The organism is Candidatus Tisiphia endosymbiont of Thecophora atra (assembly GCF_964026395.1).
Lineage (GTDB): Bacteria > Pseudomonadota > Alphaproteobacteria > Rickettsiales > Rickettsiaceae > Tisiphia.
Genome location: NZ_OZ032145.1, coordinates 495233 through 516902, shown reverse-complemented (window position 1 = coordinate 516902; position 21670 = coordinate 495233). Strand labels below are relative to the sequence as shown.

At 32.8% G+C, this 21670-nt stretch carries 20 protein-coding genes and 1 pseudogene; 7 read left to right on the top strand and 14 right to left on the bottom strand.

Annotated features, from left to right (window positions below):
• Positions 1-255: 255 nt before the first annotated feature.
• The 3 genes from AAGD45_RS02550 to AAGD45_RS02540 all read right to left on the bottom strand — a co-directional run bounded on the left by AAGD45_RS02550 (position 256) and on the right by AAGD45_RS02540 (position 1660).
• Positions 256-459, bottom strand: coding sequence for a palindromic element RPE1 domain-containing protein (locus AAGD45_RS02550; RefSeq protein ID WP_341761866.1), 204 nt, complete (start codon positions 457-459; stop codon positions 256-258).
• Positions 460-524: 65 nt separating this feature from the next.
• The gene (locus AAGD45_RS02545) at positions 525-1451 is read right to left on the bottom strand and encodes a hypothetical protein (protein ID WP_341761865.1); all 927 of its coding nucleotides are present in this window, start codon (positions 1449-1451) and stop codon (positions 525-527) included.
• Complete coding sequence (locus AAGD45_RS02540; protein WP_410521070.1) at positions 1430-1660, bottom strand: hypothetical protein; 231 nt, start codon at positions 1658-1660, stop codon at positions 1430-1432. The genes AAGD45_RS02545 and AAGD45_RS02540 overlap by 22 nt, the downstream gene beginning before the upstream one ends.
• A gap of 218 nt (positions 1661-1878) precedes the next feature.
• Here AAGD45_RS02540 and AAGD45_RS02535 point away from each other — a divergent pair, with 218 nt between their 5' ends.
• Positions 1879-2166 (top strand): hypothetical protein, encoded by a 288-nt coding sequence (locus AAGD45_RS02535; RefSeq protein ID WP_341761864.1) that lies wholly within the window; start codon positions 1879-1881, stop codon positions 2164-2166.
• Positions 2167-2298: 132 nt separating this feature from the next.
• The gene (locus AAGD45_RS02530) at positions 2299-4506 is read left to right on the top strand and encodes a hypothetical protein (protein WP_341761863.1); all 2208 of its coding nucleotides are present in this window, start codon (positions 2299-2301) and stop codon (positions 4504-4506) included.
• Between the two features lie 508 nt (positions 4507-5014).
• Here the strand turns inward: AAGD45_RS02530 and AAGD45_RS02525 are convergent.
• The 9 genes and pseudogenes from AAGD45_RS02525 to AAGD45_RS02485 form a co-directional block, all read right to left on the bottom strand.
• On the bottom strand, positions 5015-5305 hold the full coding sequence (locus AAGD45_RS02525; protein ID WP_341761862.1) for a hypothetical protein: 291 nt from the start codon (positions 5303-5305) through the stop codon (positions 5015-5017).
• Positions 5306-5459: 154 nt separating this feature from the next.
• Positions 5460-6971 carry an NADH-quinone oxidoreductase subunit M gene (locus tag AAGD45_RS02520; protein ID WP_341761861.1) on the bottom strand — a complete coding sequence of 504 codons (1512 nt, stop codon included), beginning with the start codon at positions 6969-6971 and terminating at the stop codon, positions 5460-5462.
• 300 nt (positions 6972-7271) lie between these two features.
• Positions 7272-8759 carry an Asp-tRNA(Asn)/Glu-tRNA(Gln) amidotransferase subunit GatA gene (gene gatA, locus AAGD45_RS02515; RefSeq protein WP_341761860.1) on the bottom strand — a complete coding sequence of 496 codons (1488 nt, stop codon included), beginning with the start codon at positions 8757-8759 and terminating at the stop codon, positions 7272-7274.
• A gap of 3 nt (positions 8760-8762) precedes the next feature.
• A complete protein-coding gene (gatC, locus tag AAGD45_RS02510; RefSeq protein ID WP_341751542.1) occupies positions 8763-9065 on the bottom strand; it encodes an Asp-tRNA(Asn)/Glu-tRNA(Gln) amidotransferase subunit GatC in 303 nt (100 codons plus the stop codon).
• A gap of 132 nt (positions 9066-9197) precedes the next feature.
• Positions 9198-9758, bottom strand: a complete 561-nt coding sequence (gene frr, locus AAGD45_RS02505; protein WP_341761859.1) for a ribosome recycling factor — start codon at positions 9756-9758, stop codon at positions 9198-9200.
• A 3-nt stretch (positions 9759-9761) separates the two neighbouring features.
• Complete coding sequence (pyrH, locus tag AAGD45_RS02500; protein WP_341761858.1) at positions 9762-10481, bottom strand: UMP kinase; 720 nt, start codon at positions 10479-10481, stop codon at positions 9762-9764.
• A gap of 174 nt (positions 10482-10655) precedes the next feature.
• Positions 10656-11123, bottom strand: coding sequence for a type II toxin-antitoxin system RatA family toxin (locus tag AAGD45_RS02495; RefSeq protein WP_341761857.1), 468 nt, complete (start codon positions 11121-11123; stop codon positions 10656-10658).
• 7 nt (positions 11124-11130) lie between these two features.
• A pseudogene (locus tag AAGD45_RS02490) lies at positions 11131-11217 on the bottom strand (DUF1674 domain-containing protein); the annotation flags it as partial.
• 64 nt (positions 11218-11281) lie between these two features.
• On the bottom strand, positions 11282-12079 hold the full coding sequence (locus tag AAGD45_RS02485) for an isocitrate lyase/phosphoenolpyruvate mutase family protein (RefSeq protein ID WP_341761856.1): 798 nt from the start codon (positions 12077-12079) through the stop codon (positions 11282-11284).
• A 159-nt stretch (positions 12080-12238) separates the two neighbouring features.
• Here AAGD45_RS02485 and AAGD45_RS02480 point away from each other — a divergent pair, with 159 nt between their 5' ends.
• Positions 12239-13006, top strand: coding sequence for a 16S rRNA (uracil(1498)-N(3))-methyltransferase (locus AAGD45_RS02480; RefSeq protein WP_341761855.1), 768 nt, complete (start codon positions 12239-12241; stop codon positions 13004-13006).
• 217 nt (positions 13007-13223) lie between these two features.
• On the opposite strand, the gene AAGD45_RS02475 is transcribed toward AAGD45_RS02480, so the two are convergent.
• Together AAGD45_RS02475 and AAGD45_RS02470 are read right to left on the bottom strand one after the other, a co-directional pair.
• Positions 13224-14894, bottom strand: coding sequence for an IS1634 family transposase (locus AAGD45_RS02475; protein ID WP_341760830.1), 1671 nt, complete (start codon positions 14892-14894; stop codon positions 13224-13226).
• Positions 14895-15188: 294 nt separating this feature from the next.
• Positions 15189-16496, bottom strand: coding sequence for an MFS transporter (locus tag AAGD45_RS02470; RefSeq protein WP_341761854.1), 1308 nt, complete (start codon positions 16494-16496; stop codon positions 15189-15191).
• 333 nt (positions 16497-16829) lie between these two features.
• On the opposite strand from AAGD45_RS02470, the gene AAGD45_RS02465 reads away from it, so the two are divergent.
• The 4 genes from AAGD45_RS02465 (at position 16830) to AAGD45_RS02450 (ending at position 21666) form a co-directional block, all read left to right on the top strand.
• Positions 16830-17873, top strand: a complete 1044-nt coding sequence (locus tag AAGD45_RS02465) for a hypothetical protein (RefSeq protein ID WP_341761853.1) — start codon at positions 16830-16832, stop codon at positions 17871-17873.
• A gap of 16 nt (positions 17874-17889) precedes the next feature.
• The gene (locus AAGD45_RS02460; protein ID WP_341761852.1) at positions 17890-18525 is read left to right on the top strand and encodes a hypothetical protein; all 636 of its coding nucleotides are present in this window, start codon (positions 17890-17892) and stop codon (positions 18523-18525) included.
• 95 nt (positions 18526-18620) lie between these two features.
• Positions 18621-20285 (top strand): CDC27 family protein, encoded by a 1665-nt coding sequence (locus AAGD45_RS02455; protein WP_341761851.1) that lies wholly within the window; start codon positions 18621-18623, stop codon positions 20283-20285.
• 133 nt (positions 20286-20418) lie between these two features.
• Positions 20419-21666 carry an MFS transporter gene (locus AAGD45_RS02450; protein WP_341761850.1) on the top strand — a complete coding sequence of 416 codons (1248 nt, stop codon included), beginning with the start codon at positions 20419-20421 and terminating at the stop codon, positions 21664-21666.
• The last annotated feature ends 4 nt before the right edge of the window (positions 21667-21670 follow it).

The following is a 21670-nucleotide window of genomic DNA, read 5'->3' as shown; positions in this document are numbered from 1 at the left end:
TCACATTACAATTTTTTTCAAAAGGGGTCAAAAGCATATTGCAATCTACACTTTAAAATTATTCAGGCAAGATTCTCCCAAAGATTATTAAATTGATACATCTATACAAATGTATGATAAGGATTGGTTTATAACAATTCTTATGTCACTTTTGGTTCTAAAATCATCCACTAGGCTGAGCCATTCAAGACTAGTAGTAATTTTTTCGGATATATCAAACGGGAGTATTCTAGTAAGCTACTTTATCTCTTGAAATCATAGCAGTATATTAGACTTCTTTCGAAACTCTACTTCTGCTGGTGATTTGTACGTCGATGCGGTACTCGAATCCTCACGTACATTAGAGTACGCTGCGGGTCGAGGTTCCGCGTCTCCTTCAAATCCCTCAGCATAAGCGAGTTTCGAAAGAAGTCTATTATACCATTTCCGAAAACTAATCATCATGTCGTTGTACTTCATAATCTCCGCTCCTCACGTACTAGTTGTACGTTCCGGTGTTCGATACTCGTACTCCGAGTAGCAATTTAGTTTTGGGAAATGGTATTACTCAAACATAGTTCTTTTTGTAAATTTTTCCATAAAAACTGATCTGATTGAACTAATTTAATCAATTTATCTAGGGCTACTTTATCTTCATTACCATTTCCATGGATTAGTACTATGTCACCATCTTTAACTGTTTCATGTTCAGGAAGCCTATGTATCCACGCACTTGCACCTAATTGTATTAGCCCATAAGAAGTTAATATATCTAATATTTCTTGACTGGCTACTAACCCAGGAAATCTAAAAAATAGAGATGGTAATTCGCCCATTTCAATTAGCAAGTGTTCGGTTTGTAATATTTCATTTTCTATATCAGTATTTGGCAGTAATAAAAAATTGTCTGTAAAATCTTTATCAGGGTAGAAAATATGACTAAAACTATGATTAACCCACGTGATTTTTATATTTTGGGTTGGAAGAGTTTGTAACCACATAAAGTCTTCTAGATGAGTTGCTATCCATAAACCACTTACAGCTATTAATAGGTTTATTTCTTGACTTCTTTTAGCAGTTTTTAAAATTGCATCAAATAAATTATGTTCTAACATTTTTATTGATGGACACATATCTATGGATAAAAAACATCCTTTGACTCCTGGAATATTCTTGAGGCCTTGATTCTCTCTACTATCTTTTATATTATTAAAATAATACAATGATCTATAGTATACAGAAGATTCAAGTTCCTTTAATGAGAAATATCTTCCATCTTGATCACTCTTACGGTAAGCACATAAGTTCTGAGCGACTATCTTAATTTCTAGAGTATTAATATTAACTATTACAAAATAGTCCTCATTACTCCTTTTAAATGACCGAATTACAATAAATGACTGATTATTAAATATGCATGGTATATGAGATGTTTTTTTGTAATTAAAGATTAACTTATTTGTTTGTTGCATAAACCTCTTTTTCTTATTACATATTGGAAATTAGGTACAAACTTATAACACCAAAACCTCACTGTTTCATGACTTAGTATAATCCCATGATAGACCATATGTTCCTGAATATCACGATAACTGTTATTGAACCTATGATATAACCATACTGCATGATTGATAATACTAACTGGAAAACGATGTCTCTTTGGAGGTTTATTGATGTACATAAATATAAGTAATAGATTACGTGATTATTATGAAACCATTCTATAAATATATACTATCTATTATACAATCCAAATTATTTTTTAGCTTAACTTGACGATGCCATTATGAATGTTTACAAAAATTTTCAAATAACTGCTTGCATAAAGTGAGAATGTAGTATATGTTGCTGCAGCAATAAAAACCGTATTAAACGGTTTATCGTAAAAATAGAGTATATATGCTAAAATCTGTAGAAACAAACAACATAAATCTAACAAATTATCTAATGACAAAAGATAATGTAAATATAAAGAATGCTAATACACCATTGAGCCTAAATACCATAAATATCCATAACAAATATATAAAAGTTAAAATAACAACAGTAGATTTATTGTTCTCAACACAAAAGCAGAATAGAGGTATTCTAAATATTCTATTAACTAATCAACAAGTATATATATCATACATAATAAAAAACAAGACAAACTCCTTATTTAAAACAGTAAGTGATAGCCTTCCTTAATAACTCTTTTAAAACAAGAGGTAAAGGTACGGAAGAACCGTGACCAATATCCCGAAGTTTTATCAAACAAATTCTTCAAAGAAAATAATATACACAATCTAAATTATTAACACATTAAACTTGAGGTTTTACATGAATTTATCTAATCTTCTTATTTGGCTCTCTCCTTTGGTGAGTGGTATTAACTCTGTTTATGGTTTCAGAAATACTAATGAAATAGATGCAAATGGCACATCATTCGTAACTTACGATAATAATGATATTTTAGACTCATTTAACACTAAAACACCTTTTGATTTACTTGAGCAAGAAAAAATTGATCCGTATTTTACAGAAAAACTAGAATCTAAAACAGTACCTATAGAGAAACATTTTGTCCCAGAATTATTTAGAACCATGGATGCAAAAATATCTGACGATAACACTCCATATTTTCAGATAAAGCATCCTTTAAACATGAGCTTAACTCTCAAAGGCTTTACTGCTGATCAGATATTAAAGGTTAAGGCCAGTATTCGTGAATCTATTGCAATATTTGACAGCACAATTGGAATAATACCATCTGAAATGGAACACAAATGTACTCTTACCAAGTGGGATGCTCCTCATGGATACATAGCGGGACAGTATATGCCTGGAGGTAACGATCTAGAAAATCCCAATATTATACGATGTGCAATGACAGCTATAATAGGAACACCAGAAGAGTATGATGGTAGTGTTGTGGTACATGAAGTAGCTCATGCCATTCAATATTATAACACTGATGGTAAAGGGATAAGGACGTTATTATCTGAAGGAATTGCAGCATTTGTTCAACGTAATAATGACAATTCTAAACATTTGATTAATTCAGCTCGCTCTCTTTTTGATAACAAGGCATTGCAAAATTATAATGACGATCAAGTTCTAGAGAACTCTATTGGACGATATACAATAGGACCCGTTATAATAAAGTATTATCAAGAATATACACCAGGAACAATAAGAAACTTTTTGGAATGTCGGAAAAATAAAGAAGAACTACAATGTGTAGCTACACACTTAAAACCATACTTTGATGTATCAAAGTTCAAAAAATGGCTAAGTGATAGTGCAGATCCTGCAGCAGCACAGGATACACCCTTTGTTATTATATGCAACCCTAACAGTTCAAAATATGAAATATCATCTTGCGATTCAGGTACAGTGAAATGGGCTGAGGAAGAACTTAATAACCATACCGCAATGTATCAGAGAGTCCAAGATTGCTTCCCTCATAAACAAAAACATATACCTTCAGATAGTGATATTATAGTCTATTATGATAACTACAAAATATCCTATAATATTAAGGCAGGAGCATCGCTTACTACAATCCAGCAGAGTTCTGCTACAACATATAATTGTGGTACCCATTGGGGAGATTGGCTCTTAGAACTAATACATAGAACGGAAGATGCTATAAGTGATGACAAGAGTTGTGTCTCAATACAACAAGAGATAGGTCGGACTATAATTAAGAATATGCAGAGTTGTCATGCTACTAATAGTGTACAGCCTACTACAACTGTACAGCCTACAAGTGTAGCATCTACTACAACTCCTTATCATATAGATAAAATATTACTAATAAAATGTGATTCTTCTGACTCAGTATGTGTAGTATTTCATTGCAATACACTTAATGCTCTGAATATAGTAGATTCTTATATTAGAGATCATTGTAGATCAATGCCAGTTATAACTCATAATCATCAGGGTAATAATGTTGCAGTTACTATAGTCAAAGATGACAACACTATTCAACAGTTTGAGTGTATTGGTGCCTGGGGCAATTGGTTAATGCAACAAATTCAAGGTTCTACTATACATAGCCTGTTTGCTAATAGAGATATTCCTCATGGTTGTAGAAGTACAACAACTACTACTCCAGCTACTCATACTGAAGATAATAACACCGAAGAATCAACAAGCTCTTCTATACCATTAGCTATAGTTGGAACAGGAATAGCAGTAACCACACTAATAGCAATCACAATATATGCTATAAAAAAAATTAAGAGTGCTAGCAGTTTTATTGGTCAGCAAGAAAACTCAACCATTGAGATGATTATGTCCGCACTTGGTAAAATATTTTCACATCAAAATGATGAACTTCTTCCTGTAATAAAGACAACACATATAATAACAAAGCAAGATATTAAATCACCTAATCTAAATACGACAACACTCTCGCCAACAATAAATCTTATTAATATATCTAGTACTGAGAATTCAGCAGAGCCATTATTAGGAATAGACGAGCATATATATTATGAGATACCATTTGAATCACCGTTATTAGGTCAGCAGGCATAGTCAAGTTAAGTTGAGAAATAATGAAGAACTTGTCAATGTAAATATAGAAAAAATAGCTTCCATGGGGAACATACTCTTCTGCTTTGAAGAATTGGTTTTTGCAAATACTTGCGGGGTATAGTCAATTCGATATAAGAATTGTTAATTTTTATATCGCATTGAGATAAATCCAATTCTCCAAATCATTCGAGTATACACGTAATAAAACCTTGATTGCAAAGGCAGCCCTATAGTACCATACATTTTTTATATAACCACTATTAAAATGGCTACTGATCGTCTATTAGCGAGGAGACGCTGAAAGCGGCGACGCGGCAATCCAAGATACGCGAAGCGTTACTCTAAAAAAACAGCTTCGCTGTTTACCTAGATCGCTACGGCATCTAAAGAGCCTTGCTATGACGATTATAGAAAAATGTAGGGTACTATGAGGCAGCCCCTACACCACATGGAATGTTGAACTAGGATATAATACTCCTATACTAAGCAAAGCATGTGAACTTAGGGTTTACTTGGTTTTTGTTGGGGTATTTTGATCAGTCTGTCGATCTAGCTGTTGATTTGACTGTTCTTGTTTCAAAAGCTTACTTTTCTCCTCTATTGAGTTAAGAAAGAAATAAGTAAACATTAGAAACCCGACCAAAAGCGGGATAACGACAAATATAATTGCCTTTAATTTTCTAGCCGATTCTTCACGATCCAAGCGGCTTTCTCTTTCTTCTTCTGTTTCTTCAATCTTTTCTGTTTCAACATTTAATTCGTTAGTAATAATTTCTGAATTTAAATTGTCTTTTAACATTTGTATAACCTATTAATTCTATAGTTAAGAAAGATTTTAATAAACCCTAGCATAGTTGTTTGAGTCTTACAAGTAATAATATAAAATTAATTTATAAATATCTAAAAAAATCGTTAAATCATTAAAATAATAATAATTAAGTTAATTTAAGTAATTATTTTACAACACAAGGTATTTGTGATAAGATTTTATGAGTTGATAAATCCAGTATGTTCATAATTGTATTTGGTAACAAACCTAAATAAATTATTGCTACACAAAGCGGCATAATTGCAAGTATCTCATAAAGATATAGATCTTTAAAACTTATAACCTGATTATTAGTAATTTGTCCTAGCATTACTTCCTTATAAAGTTTTAGCATATAAACAGCTCCAAGAATAATGCCAACACTACTTATAATAGCTGCTACTACATTAGCTTGATAAATACCTACCAAACTTAAAAATTCTCCTATAAAACCGCTAGTGCCTGGTAAACCTATAGAGCCAAGCATGGCAATCATGAAAAAGGTGGCGAGTATTGGCATTTTATTTGCCACTCCACCATATTTGTCTATCTCCTTAGTATGCAATCTATCATACAAAGTACCAATTATCAAAAACAAAGCAGATGCCACAGTGCCATGACTAATCATTTGATATATGGCTCCCTTAATCCCAGCTTCTGTTAAGCTAAAAATTCCTCCAGTCACATAGCCCATATGAGCTATCGATGAATAAGCTATCATCTTTTTCATGTCTCTTTGAGTCAGTGCTACTAGTGAACCATATATTACAGCAAAAATACTCAGCACTAATACATAAAATGCAAATTCTTTTGATATATTTGGAAACATTGGTAATGATACACGTAAAAACCCATATGCTCCAAGTTTTAACAATATACCAGCCAAAATGACAGATCCAGCAGTTGGTGCTTGTACGTGTGCATCAGGAAGCCACGTATGGAACGGCAGCATAGGAACTTTCACTGCGAAGGCTATAAAGATTGCCCACCATAAAACCTTCTGCACCGGTAATGTTAATGAAGGTACTAATTCGTTTAGATCAAGCATATTAAAACTATGAACTTGGCTATAAATATATATGAGTGACAATAAGAAAAATACCGACCCCAAAAAAGTATAGAGGAAGAATTTTACGGCAGCATAAACTTTATTTTCCCCTCCCCAAATTCCTATAATTATATACATAGGGATCAATATTACTTCAAAAAATAAGTAAAATAATAGTAAATTCATTGAGCAGAAAGCCCCAATGCAAAAAGACTCAATTAATAAAAAACAAAATAAGAATTCTTTGATATATTTTTTGACGGTAAATAAGCTAGCTATAATACAGATAAGGGTTAAAAAGCTTGTCAGAACAACAAAAAATATTGAAATTCCGTCAACTCCAATGTGGAATTCAAGACCTATAGATTGAATCCAACTATAACATTCTACAAATTGATAAAGTTTTGATGTATTATCAAATTGAACTAATAAATAAATAGTAGATATTAGGGTTAGGATAGAGCTTAAAACTGCGACATACATCGCATAAACTTGTTTATTTTGGGCTTGCTTATTTACTGACCTACTTTGGTTGATAAATAGCAGAATATATAATGCACTTACTAAAGGCAAAAAAATACTTATTGATAAGATCGGTAACCCGGACATTTTAAGCTCTAATAATCAAATTACGCGAATTCGGGATAAAAATTTGTCAATTCTTATCCCAAATTCGGTGAAATTATCGAAACAATCAGGTTTGAGACGGCTCTGCATCTGATTGTTAAACTAATATTTTGCTAAAAACATGATTTTAAAAGATTAAAATCATGTTTTTAGCTTTAGAAAGGTTTAAAATGCATTCGCGTTAGCCGCTTTAAGAATGCATTTTTCCTTATATTAAAGCCAATTAGGGATAAAAATTAACTAATTCTTATCCCTAATTGGGGTAAATTAACTCCGATAACTTTAGCGTTTATTAGAATATACAAAACTAATATCTCTTGAACCACGCTCAATTGCTGCTGCTACCTTTAGAGTATTATATTCATCAAGGGCTTTTCCTATTACTTGCATGCCAAGAGGCAAACCTCTAGAAGATAATGCAGCAGGTACAGAGCAACAAGGAAGACCGGCAAGACTAGCTGGAATAGTAAATAAATCGTTTAAATACATTGTCACAGGATTATCTTGTTTCTCACCTAAGTTAAAAGCTTCGGATGGTGCAGATGGCAAAATTATTGCTTCAACTTGTGCAAAAGCTTTCTTGAAATCATCTGAAATCAAGCGTCTTATTTTTTGGGCTTTTAAGTAATAAGCATCCATAAAAGCAGATGAAAGCAAATAAGTACCAATCATAATACGTCTTTTAACTTCAGCACCAAAGCCAGCAGTCCTTGTTTTTTCATACATTTCCTCAATAGATATTCCCTCATTTCCTACCCTGATTCCATATCTTATACCATCATATCTAGATAAATTAGATGAGGTTTCAGCAGGTGCTATAACGTAATATGCAGCTAGAGCATATTTAGAATAGGGTAATGAAATATCAATAATTTCTGCCCCATCATTTTTTAGAATATCAATAGTATACTGCCACATCTTAATAATATCCGGTTGTATACCATCTTGTTTCATAATATCAAATGGTACACCTATTCTCATATTTTTTGCACTACCATTACATGCTGATCTTAGCTCTAGTACCTCAGAGTTTATAGAAGTAGAATCCTTTTCATCAAAACCAATCATGGCTTGTAGCATTAAAGCAGTATCTTCAACAGTTCTTGTAAGTACTCCAGCTTGGTCAAGCGAACTGGCAAAAGCAATCATACCATATCTAGAACAGCGACCATATGTTGGTTTGAAGCCAACAAGCCCAGTATAACTAGCGGGCTGGCGAACAGAACCTCCTGTATCACTTCCAAGAGCTGCCATAGCTAAAAAGCTACTGACAGCAGCTGACGAGCCTCCAGAAGATCCACCAGGGACTACCGGAGTTGTAGGTGCATCTACCGCTTTCCAAGGACTAATAACGTTACCAAAATAGCTAGTAATATTAGCCGATCCCATGGCAAACTCATCCATATTAGCCTTACCAAGCATTATTGTGCCATGATCTCGAACATTTTTACTTACAGTAGATTCATATGTTGGGACAAAGTTGCTGAGTATTTTTGAGGCGGCAGTAGTCAGTACTCCTTTTGTACAAAAAAGATCTTTTACAGCAATAGGAATTCCTTCTAAGGGTCTTGCTATTCCATTATGATAATTTTGATCAGCAATTTTAGATTGCTCTAAAGCAATATCTGTAGTTTCAGTAATATAAGCATTTAACTCTTTATGTTTGTCCATTTCTTTAATATGTGCTTTAGTCAGCTCAACACACGAAAATTCTTTATTTTTTAAGGCTTTAAGAGCTTGTGTGATGGTTAATTTTATAATTTCTGACATATTTTACTCTACTACTTTTGGGACAACAAAACATTTTACTTCTTTGGCAAGTTCTGCCTTATCATTAGGCACATTAGCAAATAATTCATCAGAAATGTCACCATACAATACTTGGTCTTTTCGCATTCTTTGGTGCATATCACAAACAGAAGTAAGTGGTTCAACGTTACTACAGTCTACATCGTTTAAAATGTTGATCATATTCATCATCTCAGTTAATTGATGGGCAAAACTGCTTATCTCTTTTTGGGTAAAATTAAACCTAGCAAGTTTTGCTATTTTTTGTACTTCTTCATTTGTAATCATTATATACCTTAAATATTATAGTCATTATAGCATGAAATATGTCTGCACTAATAGTTTATGGCTATTTTATGAAAAAATATACCTAAGTCATTTAGGCGGCATCTCTTTGAGGAATGACACCTATTTTTAGACTTAAATAGTCAGTATTTCTTGTTCTTTTTGTTTAACATGCAAGTCTACTTTATTACTATACTCATCAGTTAATTTTTGGATTTCTTCTGATAGGTTATGTTGTTCATCTTCAGTTATGATACTGTTTTTTTCTAACTTTTTTAAATCTTCATTACCATCCCTTCTTATATTACGCAAGGCAATTTTAGTATTCTCTCCATATTTGTGAGCAAACTTAACAAGCTCTTTGCGACGTTCTTCAGTAAGTAGCGGTATTGTGATTCTTATTAGCTGTCCATCTGATGATGGGTTTAGACCCAAATTTGTATCCATAATAGCTTTTTCTACAAATTTTACTATAGATTTATCCCACACCTGTACAGTAATAGTCCGTGCATCTGGAGTTGAGAGACTTGCTACTTGCGACAATGGTACTTTATCTCCATATGCTTCAACCAATACAGGGTCAAGTAAGTTAACTGAAGCTCGACTAGTCCTGAGTCCCTTAAGTTCGTGATCTAATACCCTTATCGAACTATCCATTTTTGATTGTAATTCTTTACGTATAGTTGTTTTATCCATACTTTACTCACCTTCTTGAATTTTTGTATATTCACCTTTTCCTTGCAGTACTTTTGCAAAATTACCTTTCTCTTTAATGGAAAATACCTTAATTGGCAAGTTGTTTTCTCTAGCCACAGCAATAGCAGCAATATCCATAACTTGTAAATTATCTTTTAAAAGATTAGTGTAGCTTATAGTAGAATATTTAACTGCATTAAGGTTCTTTGTCGGATCTGCATCATATACACCATTAACCTTAGTACCTTTTAGTAATAAATCACAGCTCATTTCAATTGCTCTTAAAACAGCTGCACTATCAGTAGTACAAAATGGATTACCAGTACCGCCGGCAAAAATTACTACTCTACCTTTTTCTATATGTTTTTTTGCTTTACGACGTATATAAGGCTCACAAACGCTCATCATAGGAATTGCAGAAAGAACTCTAGTATGAATACCCAAACTTTCCATAATATTTTGTAGAGTAAGTGCGTTTATTACCGTGCCAAGCATGCCAATATAATCACCGGCAGCTCTTTCCATGCCAAATAAGACATCAGTGCCACGATAAATATTGCCACCGCCGACGACCACACATACTTCTATTCCAAGATCAATTGCTTCCTTTATATCTTCAGCAATTCCTAGGATTATAGAGTATTCATGACCAAATTGTTTGTTGCCCATTAAGGCTTCGCCAGAAACTTTTAACAGGACTCGTTTATATTGCAAAGAGGACATAAATTAAACTCTTGGTTTTATAAATTTTCTATGTAAACCCTAAATACACTTTCGATGTACCCCAATTAGGGATAAGAATTGACAAATTCTTATCCCTAATTCGCATGATGTCATTCCCGCGAAGGCAGAAATCTATAGTATTTAATAACCTTTTAGGCTATTTTGATCCCTATTTCAAGAGTAGTTTGCTAAGTTTATTTTAGTTAACATAGTATCTGCCCTTTTTTCAAATGCATCAACCATTTTTTCAGTAGCATCAGTAAAAAATATATTAACTAACTTGTCAACTATTGCAAATTTCATCTTAAAATCAATAAAGAACTCTATCTTACTACCAGTATCTTCTTTAGAAAATTGCCATAAGTTTTTTAAATATTTAAATGGTCCAGAAACTGCTTCTACTTCAATAGAATAGCTTTGTTTCATTAAATCATTTGAGTATATAATTTTTGATTGATATTTGTCTGTGAAACCTTTCAACTGAATTACTAATTCAGCTATAATTTGATTCTCGCTCTCTGAGATAATTCTAGCAGCCTTACACCATGGCAAAAATTCAGGATATGACTTTACATCAAGAACTAAGTAATATAATTCTTGTGCATTATATGGTAGAACTTTGATTTGATAAAAACTTGGCATAAATTTTTTAAAAATCAGTTACCCTACCTTTATGCTGCCAATCTCCGTGGATAGTGGGTTCTTGACCCTTGAAACCACCTATTTCCTTTGGCTTTTCTTTTTTATCTTTTATGGTAGTATCTTTTTTGTTATCCATAATATGTACTAGTCCTCTCCTATTACGTCTTTTTATTTGTATCTATATATGTTAACACTTTAGTTGCAGATTTATCCAATTCTTGCATCACTGCAATATATGGGAAAGGACCGTAACTAATTCTAGATACACCTAAATCAACAAGGTTTTTTACTGCCGTTATATCTTGCACCATTATATTGACAGGAATAGGTGAAAATTCACATAATTGTTTTATAAAATTATGATTTGCTAAGCCTGGTGCAAAAAACCCATCAGCTCCAACTTCTGCATAAGCTTTGCTTCGTTCTATAGCTTCTTTTAAGTCTTGTTCATTATGCTCAGATGTATCTTTTTGAAGAAAGATATCCGTTCTAGCATTAATGAACATATTAGGCAATAACTCCTTTATAGCTTCTTTAATTGCTTTAATTCGTTTACATTGTTCTTCTATAGAGTATCTTGCCTTTTCTTTTCCAATAATTTGATCTTCAAAATTTATACCAATTGCCCCTGTTTTAATTACGTGTTCAACATTCTCTATTAAATCACTTAACTTCGATGCAAATCCTGATTCAAAATCAAAACTCACAGGTACTTTGACTTTTTCAATAATATTCTTTAAATTTTGTAAGGCTAATTTAAGTGGGAATTTCTCACCATCTTCATAACCATAAGATTTTGCTACTGCCCAGCTACTTGTAGCTAATGCTTTCGCCCCGAACTTCTCTACAATCTGTGCTGAACCAACATCCCAAATATTATACAATACTAAAGGGTTACCCTTTTTATGAAGTGTTTTAAACAAGTTATCTTCTATTTCTGTGAATTTTCTTTTCATACTACATTATCTCCTTCTGTTTGAGTTAGTTTTTTTTCATTGTTGTTTTTTCCTTAATAATATATTGTTACTCAAAACATAATTTTAATTATTAAAATAATATTTTGAAGTAAATGAAAAAATCAAAATGCCTAGGTGTTAACCATTAGAGTTAAAATTATGAAAACTTCTCGTCTTCACAGAATATATACCAATATCAAACTAATTGAAAACTATTCGTTAAATTTTGCAGAAGATCATAGTCACTACCTTAAAACAGTATTACGACTAAAGGTTGGCGATCATTTTAGAATTTTTAACGGCACAGATGGTGAGTTTATAGCACAAATTACTGGTATGACAAAAAATAATTTACATGTTGGACTTACTAATATTTTAAGAAAAGCAACAGTTGAACCTGAACTTACTTTAGGAATATCCATTATTAAAAGTGATAGAATGTTGGATGCCATAGATATGGCTGTACAGCTTGGGGTAACAAAAATTATTCCACTAATCGCCGAAAGATCTCAATTTCGCACTGTTAATACTCAAAGATTGATGAAATGTATTATCGAATCTACAGAGCAGTCCGAGCGTTTAATACCCTGCATTCTTATGCCAGTAGTATCACTTAGTCTTTTCCTAGAACAAACTCTAGGTAGTTCTATAATATATGCCAATGAAAATGAAGATGAAAATAATACTTTATTAAAAATCATGCCTATATACTCATCAGATATTTCGGCAAATCTTTCAGTTGTTGTTGGTCCAGAAGGTGGTTTTTCACAAAATGAACTCCAAATGCTTTCATTAAGACCCAATACTTTATCAATAAGTCTAGGGTCAAATATCCTCCGAACTGAAACGGCCGTAGCAACATGTCTAGCACAAATTAAATTACTCACAGCTAGTTGCGTTGCAACTAAACCAATCCTCCTAAATTGACTAATAGTAATGGTGATAGCCTGATGTCTTTATCAAACTCAGGTTATTTCAGTTGATATTTAATAGTCAAATTCAAAACTCCTCCCCCAACAACCCCAACACAAATATTAAGATTATTCTTACCATTTCGTCCCGACTTCCGCATTTTTTAATAAGGCATAAGCTTAGAAGGCTCATAGTGCTAGGATTTTTAAAATTTAGGCACAACATTATTTTGTTATTTTAAATATATTTCAGCATGGTCTGAACGCTTGATGTTAAAGGTTTTATAGATTTTTCTAGCTTCGTTTTTTATTGCACTTGGTAGTCTATAAAGATCACCAGTCTTTGTATGTCTTAAGATTGAAGCCTGTACTGATATTAATAATTCAACGATGTTAGTTACACTGATCTTTTGGGTCAGAGCAACCTTGTATTCTATAGTTTTAAGCACTGCAAAACTCATATAACACACAGCTATGTGTGCTTCTATCCTTTGTTTAGTCCAGTGAAAAATTGGACGCATTTGTAAATTATGTTTATTGATTCTAAATTGCTCTTCAATTACCCATAATCTAGCATATTTTGCTATTGCTTCATGTGGAGTTATAGTTTGGTCATTGGTGATTACCCCATGTATGCCATCCCACAACGCATCCTGCTCTATCTTCTCTGCGTCAATATAGCTCTTGCCATTTTCACTAGAAGTATATTTTTTTACTCCACTATTAGATATAAGTTTTTTAGTACTACCAGACTCACCAATAGTCTTATTAATTTTATCTAAAATTTTTTGTCGCTCCTGTGCATCATTAATAGCCCTTTTAGATTTATAACTGGTAATTAGACGTTTACCATCATGCTCTAGATCGGCAATCCAAGTAAGATCATTGCCTATAACAGTAGGCTTATAGTTTTCCTCTGATAATATTTCTTCTTTCTTTTCTTTCTTGAGTGTTTTAAGCTTTGCTGCCACAATATAACGATAACCACCTTCATCGAGAGCTTGCAAGTTAGCTTTACTAAACATTGCACGATCAGCAATAAAACAGACATCTTTAACTTTAAGATACGCTTGCCAGCTGTTAATTGATTTAATTAAGGTGCTAACTTCTGCGGTATTACCACTAAACAGCTCATAGCCAAGTGGTAATCCATCCTCATTAGTTGCTAGGGCAAGAACTAGTTGGGTAGTATTAAAGCGATGATCTTTACTATAGCCAAAGGCTCTTAGCTCATCTATTTCTACTGATTCAAAGTATAGTGTAGTGACATCAAAAAATACTAGGCTAATCTCTTTATTAGGAATCAGGGTTAGGGTGTTTTTAAAGCATAATTCTTTAATTTTAGGTATTTGCTCATGTAATTTGTCCATCATCCGATAAGTAGCATCTAGATCATGATGCCTGTCAAATTGATCGCTTAAATACTCAACTATCCCTTTTTTACTATTTGGTCTTACCATACGGGCTAACACTAAATCCTTCAGCATCCCAGCGTCACGTTTCCTTGCTAGTAACTGGTTAAAATGCATTTGATCATAAACATGCCCCCCTATTTGATGCACTCCTTCAACAACTCGCTTGACTTCTACAACCTCATTTAGTTTTACTTCGTTAACAGGTAGAATATCTTTTAACAACTTGTTAGTTGGACGACCTCTTTTAACCTCGTTAGTATCATCAGTAAACAAATTCCTCTGCCCAATTGCAGCTTCTCTCTCAGCTTTAATCTTGGCAATCAAATCTTGTGCTAGGGCAACTAATTTAGCTTCTTCTACTTCATCTATGAAGACTCCTAAATGACGTACTATACGCTGTTTGACGTTACCTTTACTATCACGATAACCTTCCACTATTTGAATAGATTGCCTTGGACTATTAGGAGTTTTTTTACGACGTATGTACATATTAGGGCTATAAAATATGGGGCTATATTCAATTAATTAAATAATAAACAACATCGCAGTTAAAGTCAATAATAAAATATCTACTAGGCACAACAGAACGAGAGTACCACTTCACCTCCTTACTAATGCCACTTATAACAACTAATATCAAAAAATCTGCGGAAGTCAGGAAGAAACTTTACTATCTTTTTTTCTTTTTGCACAGTATTTTGAACTACCAAAATTAGAACAAGCGTTACGCGAAACATGTATATCTAATAAACTTACTGAATCCAAACATTTTGGTAAGACTTTTCAACTTCCTATTATTGATTTTTCTAATCTGCTAAAATGATTTATCCCCCATTTATACCCAACACAAATAGGAATTAAAATAAAAAACAATCCATAACTACCAAAAAACTCCATTAAGTAAACAAGTCCAAAAGAAACTATAACATACATAAAAGCCCGTGATAATGCAAATGTGATACTACTATAAGTAAAACGTTTTAAAACAGGAAAATGCTTAAGAAAAATTGGTATAGCTGGTGTTTGTTTAGGACCGAAACAAATACAAAGTATTTGAATTAGCAATAAGTGAAAGGAAGTATGCATATTTGATAAGAAAAATGGTAAACATAAAGCTACAATAACAAATAACATGAATATTTTATTTAGAATTTTTAAAGGATATGTTTTATAACTTAAATAAACTAATACTATAGAACACAACAAATGAACTATTGAGATAATAAAATTATGAACAATAATTTGTGTAGAGGTGTAATGAAAGGAGTCTTTAAGAATATTAGTGCAGTAAATATAGACAAAATATACAATTACCGGCCAAGCACATTGTATTAAAAAATATGCTAAATATGTTTTCCAATATACTTTTTCTTTCCAAATGGGATGTCCTTTTAAAGATTCTATATTTTCATTTGACTCATTAAAAGTGGTTGTAACTCTACGTTTGGCATCAGCAAATTCTGGTGTCTCGCGTAGTGCAGTTCTAGCAATTGAACCAATAAAAGCAACTACCATACCAAATAAAAAAGCATAACGCCAATTAACACCAAATGACATAACAAGTGATGCAACTCCTAAAGAACCCACCATACCTACAGTAGAAAATACATTAATTAAAGCAACAACTGGATACCGTAAAGGTGGTTTCGTCATTTCAGTAAGATACAACTCGGCTCCAGTTTCTTCCCCTAAAGATGATAAACCTTGAAGAATACGACACATGGTAATTAATATAGTAGCAGTTAGCCCTATTTCAGCATAAGTTGGCAGGATAGCCATCAAAAAACAAGCCAAGGCCATCATAAAAGTTGTCACAATTACCGTTGCTTTTCGTCCGACATTATCACCTATATAGCCAAAAATTAATGCTCCAACCGGTCGAAAAACAAAGGTAGAGCAAAAAGCTGTGGCAGAGTAAATTGCTGTAGTATGTGGATCACTTTGAGGAAAAAACAATTCATTTAATAATACCGCCATATGAATATAAAGCATCAAGTCAAAAGATTCTAAAAAAGTCCCGATCGAAAGCAACCCAACCGCTTCTTTTTGTTCTTTCGTTAGGCTTCTTTGTTCTTGCTGGTATCCTATCATTTACTCACCTTAATATATTTATTAATACTAATGGATATTGATGATTTGATTGAACGATAGCAAGAAAAAATAATACAGAAAATTGAAATAATAAATCTTGGTTGTAACAATATCACGGTTCTATAAACAAATTAGAAGGGGAAAAAGAGATATTGGTAAAAATATAGGCTGAGATCAAAGGATGTTAAATATCAGAACTAATATAGTTATGTGAGTAGAATATTGGATATTGTTTATATTATAAAAAATAATTAATTTTTATTAAAAATAAGTTGACTAATATTTTAGAATTGATTCTAATTAAATTATGGCAACGTAAATCAACCTAATAGCATGGTAAAATATAAAATGGCTGATGATTTTGATGATGGGGATAAAGGAACGCAGTTGCAGGTACGTTATGATAAATTAATGGCTGCAATTTCTGCAAAAGATATGAATATATCTCCTCTAGCAGTTAATGCGTTAAAGGAGCAGATTGTTGCTTTATCGCAGTTAGCTGGGCTTGCAGGTATTTCCTTAGATATTGGGGCATTAGAATCAGCCTTAATAGTTAGGGAGGCTGAGGTAGAGTTCCAATACTCTAAGACCGTCAAGGAGACATACGGTCAAGATAACAAAGAGCTAACTGAGGAAGAACAAGAAAGAGTTAGTAGAGAGAAAAAAGTTGGAGATATCTACAAAAAATTTGATTCTTTTCATGAGAAACATCTTGGACAACAAATAGAAAGAAATGAAAATTTAGGCAAAGCCCTAAAAGCCATGGAAAAGGGTGAAGATGTTGATGAAGAAACAAAGAAAAAATTAAATAGAACACCTGAAGAACTAGAAGAAGAAAAATTACGTTGGCAGCATATTGCACTAACCAACAGAATAGCTGAAGAACAACAAAAACATCATACTGATGAAATAAAGAAAATTGAGGAGCTTGAAGAAAAAATTAATCATCTACCAAAGAAGCATCCGGATAGAATACTTTTAGCTGATAAGAAAAAATACCATGAACATCATTATGATTTAGCTAAAGTTCAAGAAGCAAAGTGTACAAAACAGTATCGTGAGAGAGATGAAGAGGCTAGAAAGCTCATAAAATGCCAAGAATTAGCAGAAAAACATGAAAATCAAGGTAATAAAGAACTTACTGCTAAACTAGAGGAGCAATTGCGTAAGATACATGGGGTTCACCCAAAAGAAATATTAACAAAATCAGCTCAGCAAGAAGCTAAAAAGATTCATCAAATTTTAGAAACTAATAACAAGGATGTTAGCAAGAAAAAAGTTGATAACAAACAGGGTGCAACAGAGCAATTGGGTCAAAAACCCAAAGTAGTTATCAATAACAACAAATCTAAACACAGTCCTCAATGGGAAATTTAATAAAGGAGTATAAATTATGGCAAAATCAAAAAAAACGTCAAAAGACTTAGACTTAAACACAGCTGAGCAATTTTATAAGATGGCAGAATATAATTATAGAGAAAGGGGAAAGGCACTTGAAAGTGGAATAGGTACAAAAGGAGAAATAGAGGGTCTTGGAGGGGCGGCATCTATATATTTTTATCAGGCCTTATCTCTAGGCAGTAAGGAAGCTCCTTATTCTCTATATGCTTGTTTTGGTCAGGGGATAGGCGTAAACCAAAGTAACGATATAGCAGCAATGATGTTTGGTGTGGCACGGAAGCTTGGTGACAAAAGGTGTGAAGGTAAAAATGTTGTAGTTCCTAAATCTGTGCAATCTAACGTTAATTTACTTACTGATTTAATAAAAGAAGCTAATAAAAAAATTCCTACTAAAGGAGTAAGTATGGATAAAGTTTTTGAACAAATGGAAAAATTTCAAGCTGTCAAAGTTTCTCCAGGAAAATCATTACAAAGTTGTTTCACTGAGGAAAGTACTGTTGCCTCAACTTCTTACGGTGCAGGGGCATCTTCTTCCCAGCATAATGCTTCGTACGAAACTGGTCCTGATACGTCGCTTGACTCGGAGGATGATGTAGGACTAGCAGGGAGTAGTCATCCTCATATGTAAGTTATGTTGCATTAAAGACCATAAATTACCCCTATGCCAATTGGTATAGGGGCAACAACACCGAATACCTACAATCACGCAACATATGGCAAACTATGTCGAAAGAGAATAATTACAGTGATTTGACAAGACTAGATATTCTTCTAGGTGAGCTTGGGGATATGGTATTTAGAAAACATTACGAAGAAGCCCTTAAATGTTGCGATGAAATACTTAAACTAACGCATGATGAGGCGTGTATTTATTATATATGGTGGTACAAAGGGCGTATATATACAAAGATGGGGCTTTTTAAAAAGGCATATGATTGTCGGAAAAAAGCAATAGCATTAGACTCAGTAGATGCTGAGATTCATGATAATGAGGTTCATGATTTAGAATTTCTAATACATATTACTTATACTAAATGCTACGACACAATAAAAAAACGCTATGCTGATAATAAAAGCAAAGATGTGTTAGAAAAAAGTAAAAACTATGCTCTAAAAACCCTTGATCTGTGCTTAAATAAAGAAGAGCGTTCATGGATCAAAAAAGCTCAAAGATGTGTTGATCAGAAACTATATGTAGACGCTATAAATATCCTTGATAGAATTATATCGCAATGTGCTGATATACAGTATATACACCTTAGAGCCCTAGCAGAGAAGACAAACTGTTTTTTCAGATCAAATAGGTATGAAGAAGCATTAAAATATTGTGATAAAAGGTTAGAATTAAAACCTAATAATATTGGAGCTGTATTTGATAAGGCTCATTGTTTATTTGAATTAAACAAATATGAAGAAGCAATTAGCTATTTAGATGTAGGATTAAAGTCAGAGGAGTGTAGTGAATTTTTGTTGCAGTTTGGTTTGAAATATAAAGCAAACGCATATTTCAAAATAGCTAGATATGAAGAAGCATTAGAATATTATGATAAACTTTTAATTATTACGTCTTCTGCAGATTCTTTAAGAAATAAAGCAATATGCCTGATGGAATTAAACAAATTTGAAGAAGCATTTCACGTAATAAACGAAGCATTAACACTTGCTCCTCAAGATATACTAATATTACATAGTAAAGCATGTTGTTTAAGTGGTTTAGAGAAATATGAAGAGGTGTTGGAAGTTTGTAATGAAATAGCAAACAATCCTGAATATAAAAATAATCCACAAATTCTTGAATTTAAAATATTAGCTCTATTTAAATTAGAAAGGTATGATGAAGCTATTACTTGCGAAAACGACTTATTAATAATGAATATTAACGATACTGAGGTTTTAGGATATAAAGCATCGACTCTGTACAAATTAGGTCAAAATGCAGAGTCAATAAAATATCTAGAGCGGGCTATTCATCTTGATCCAACAAATAAGGAATTAAATATAAGGTTGGCTTTATCACAAACTCTTCACTTAGAAAGTGAAGGTAAAATGGACAAAGCACTAATTGCGATTAATAAAGTACATGAACTCATACCCGATAACACATCTATTATGGTGTATAAAGCACGTCTTTGTAATGCTGTTGGCAAATATTCTGAAGCGATTAAATACTGTAATAAAGTAATTGATAGAGAGCCATTATTTATGGATGCATGGCAAGAAAAGGGCATAGCTTGTTCTAAATTAGGGGATGAAAAAGAAATGGGTACAATGTATTCTGCATTAGTGTCAAAATTAGATTTATTGAAATCACAAAATCAAAAGGATACTACTAATCCAGCAGCTATAGTAAATTTTCCAACTAATATTAAAGATCAAACACAACAGTGAGATTTAAACAACTATGAGCAAATTTGTACGAGCAGATGGTAGGGTTATCCATCCCCAAACTAGTCTAACTAGAGAACAAAAAGAAGCCATCGGGTTACTTTCTCTTTGAACGTTCTTAGAGTACTTTGACATAATGCTTTATGTGCATATGGCTATATTGCTTAATGAACTTTTTTTTCCAAAATATGATCCTTACACCATGTCTCTTCTTTCAGCCGCTACCTTTTGTTCTACTTACGTTTTCCGACCTTTTGGTGCATTAATTATTGGTTGGATAGGTGATAATATAGGACGTAGGGCAACTGTGGTTATTACAACTTTTATGATGTCGATTTCTTGTATTACCATGGCTAATTTACCAACTTATGCTCAAATAGGTATTACCGCTTCCGTGCTTATGATTATATGCCGTATTGTTCAGGGTATGTCCTCTATGGGCGAAGTAATTGGAGCTGAACTTTATCTCACTGAAACTATAGCTCCGCCAGCACAATATCCAGCTGTAGCAGTAGTGACAGTTTTTGCTACCTTAGGGGGAACATTTGCTTTAGGTATTGCCTCTCTCGTTACTTCTTTTGGATTTAATTGGCGTATAGCTTTTTGGGTGGGTGCAGCGGTTGCAGTAATTGGTTCTTTAGCTAGAACAACCCTTAGAGAAACAACGGAATTTGTCGATGCAAAACGTCAATTAAAGACAAGCTTAGAAAAATCTAATGAAGACCCGAAATCATTAGAAAATCATCCTCTTTTGCAAGAAAAAATTGCCAAAAAAACCTTTTTGGCTTATTTTTTAATAGAATGTTCTTGGCCAGCAATTTTTTATTTTATATATGTTTACTGTGCTGACATACTAAAAGATTCTTTTGGTTACACAGCAGAACAGGTTATACATCAAAACTTTATTGTTTCTATAGTAAATTTATTGGGTTTTATAGTCTTGACGTACCTAAGCTCAAGAATTTATCCATTAAAAATTCTGAAAGTAAAGTTAGTAGTATTTATTATTTTTGCTATAAGTTGTCCATATTTATTAGACAGTCTTAGAAATCCCCTCGATGTACTTTTACTTCAAGCAATTGTTATTTTATTTATATCTGATAGTCTACCAGCTGCTCCAATTTTCTATAAGCATTTTCCTGTATTTAAACGTTTTACTTGTGCTACTCTAATATACGCTCTATCACGTGCATTTATGTACGTTATTGTATCCTTTGGGCTGATATATTTAACTGAATATTTTGGTCATTGGGGGTTATTTATCCTATTTTGTCTAATTAGCTTAGGATTCGCATTTGGGCTATTTCATTTTGAAAAATTGGGGAAAAAAGGAAATTATCCCCAAGGAATACCAAACGTTGATTTGGTAGCAAAGACTATATAATAAA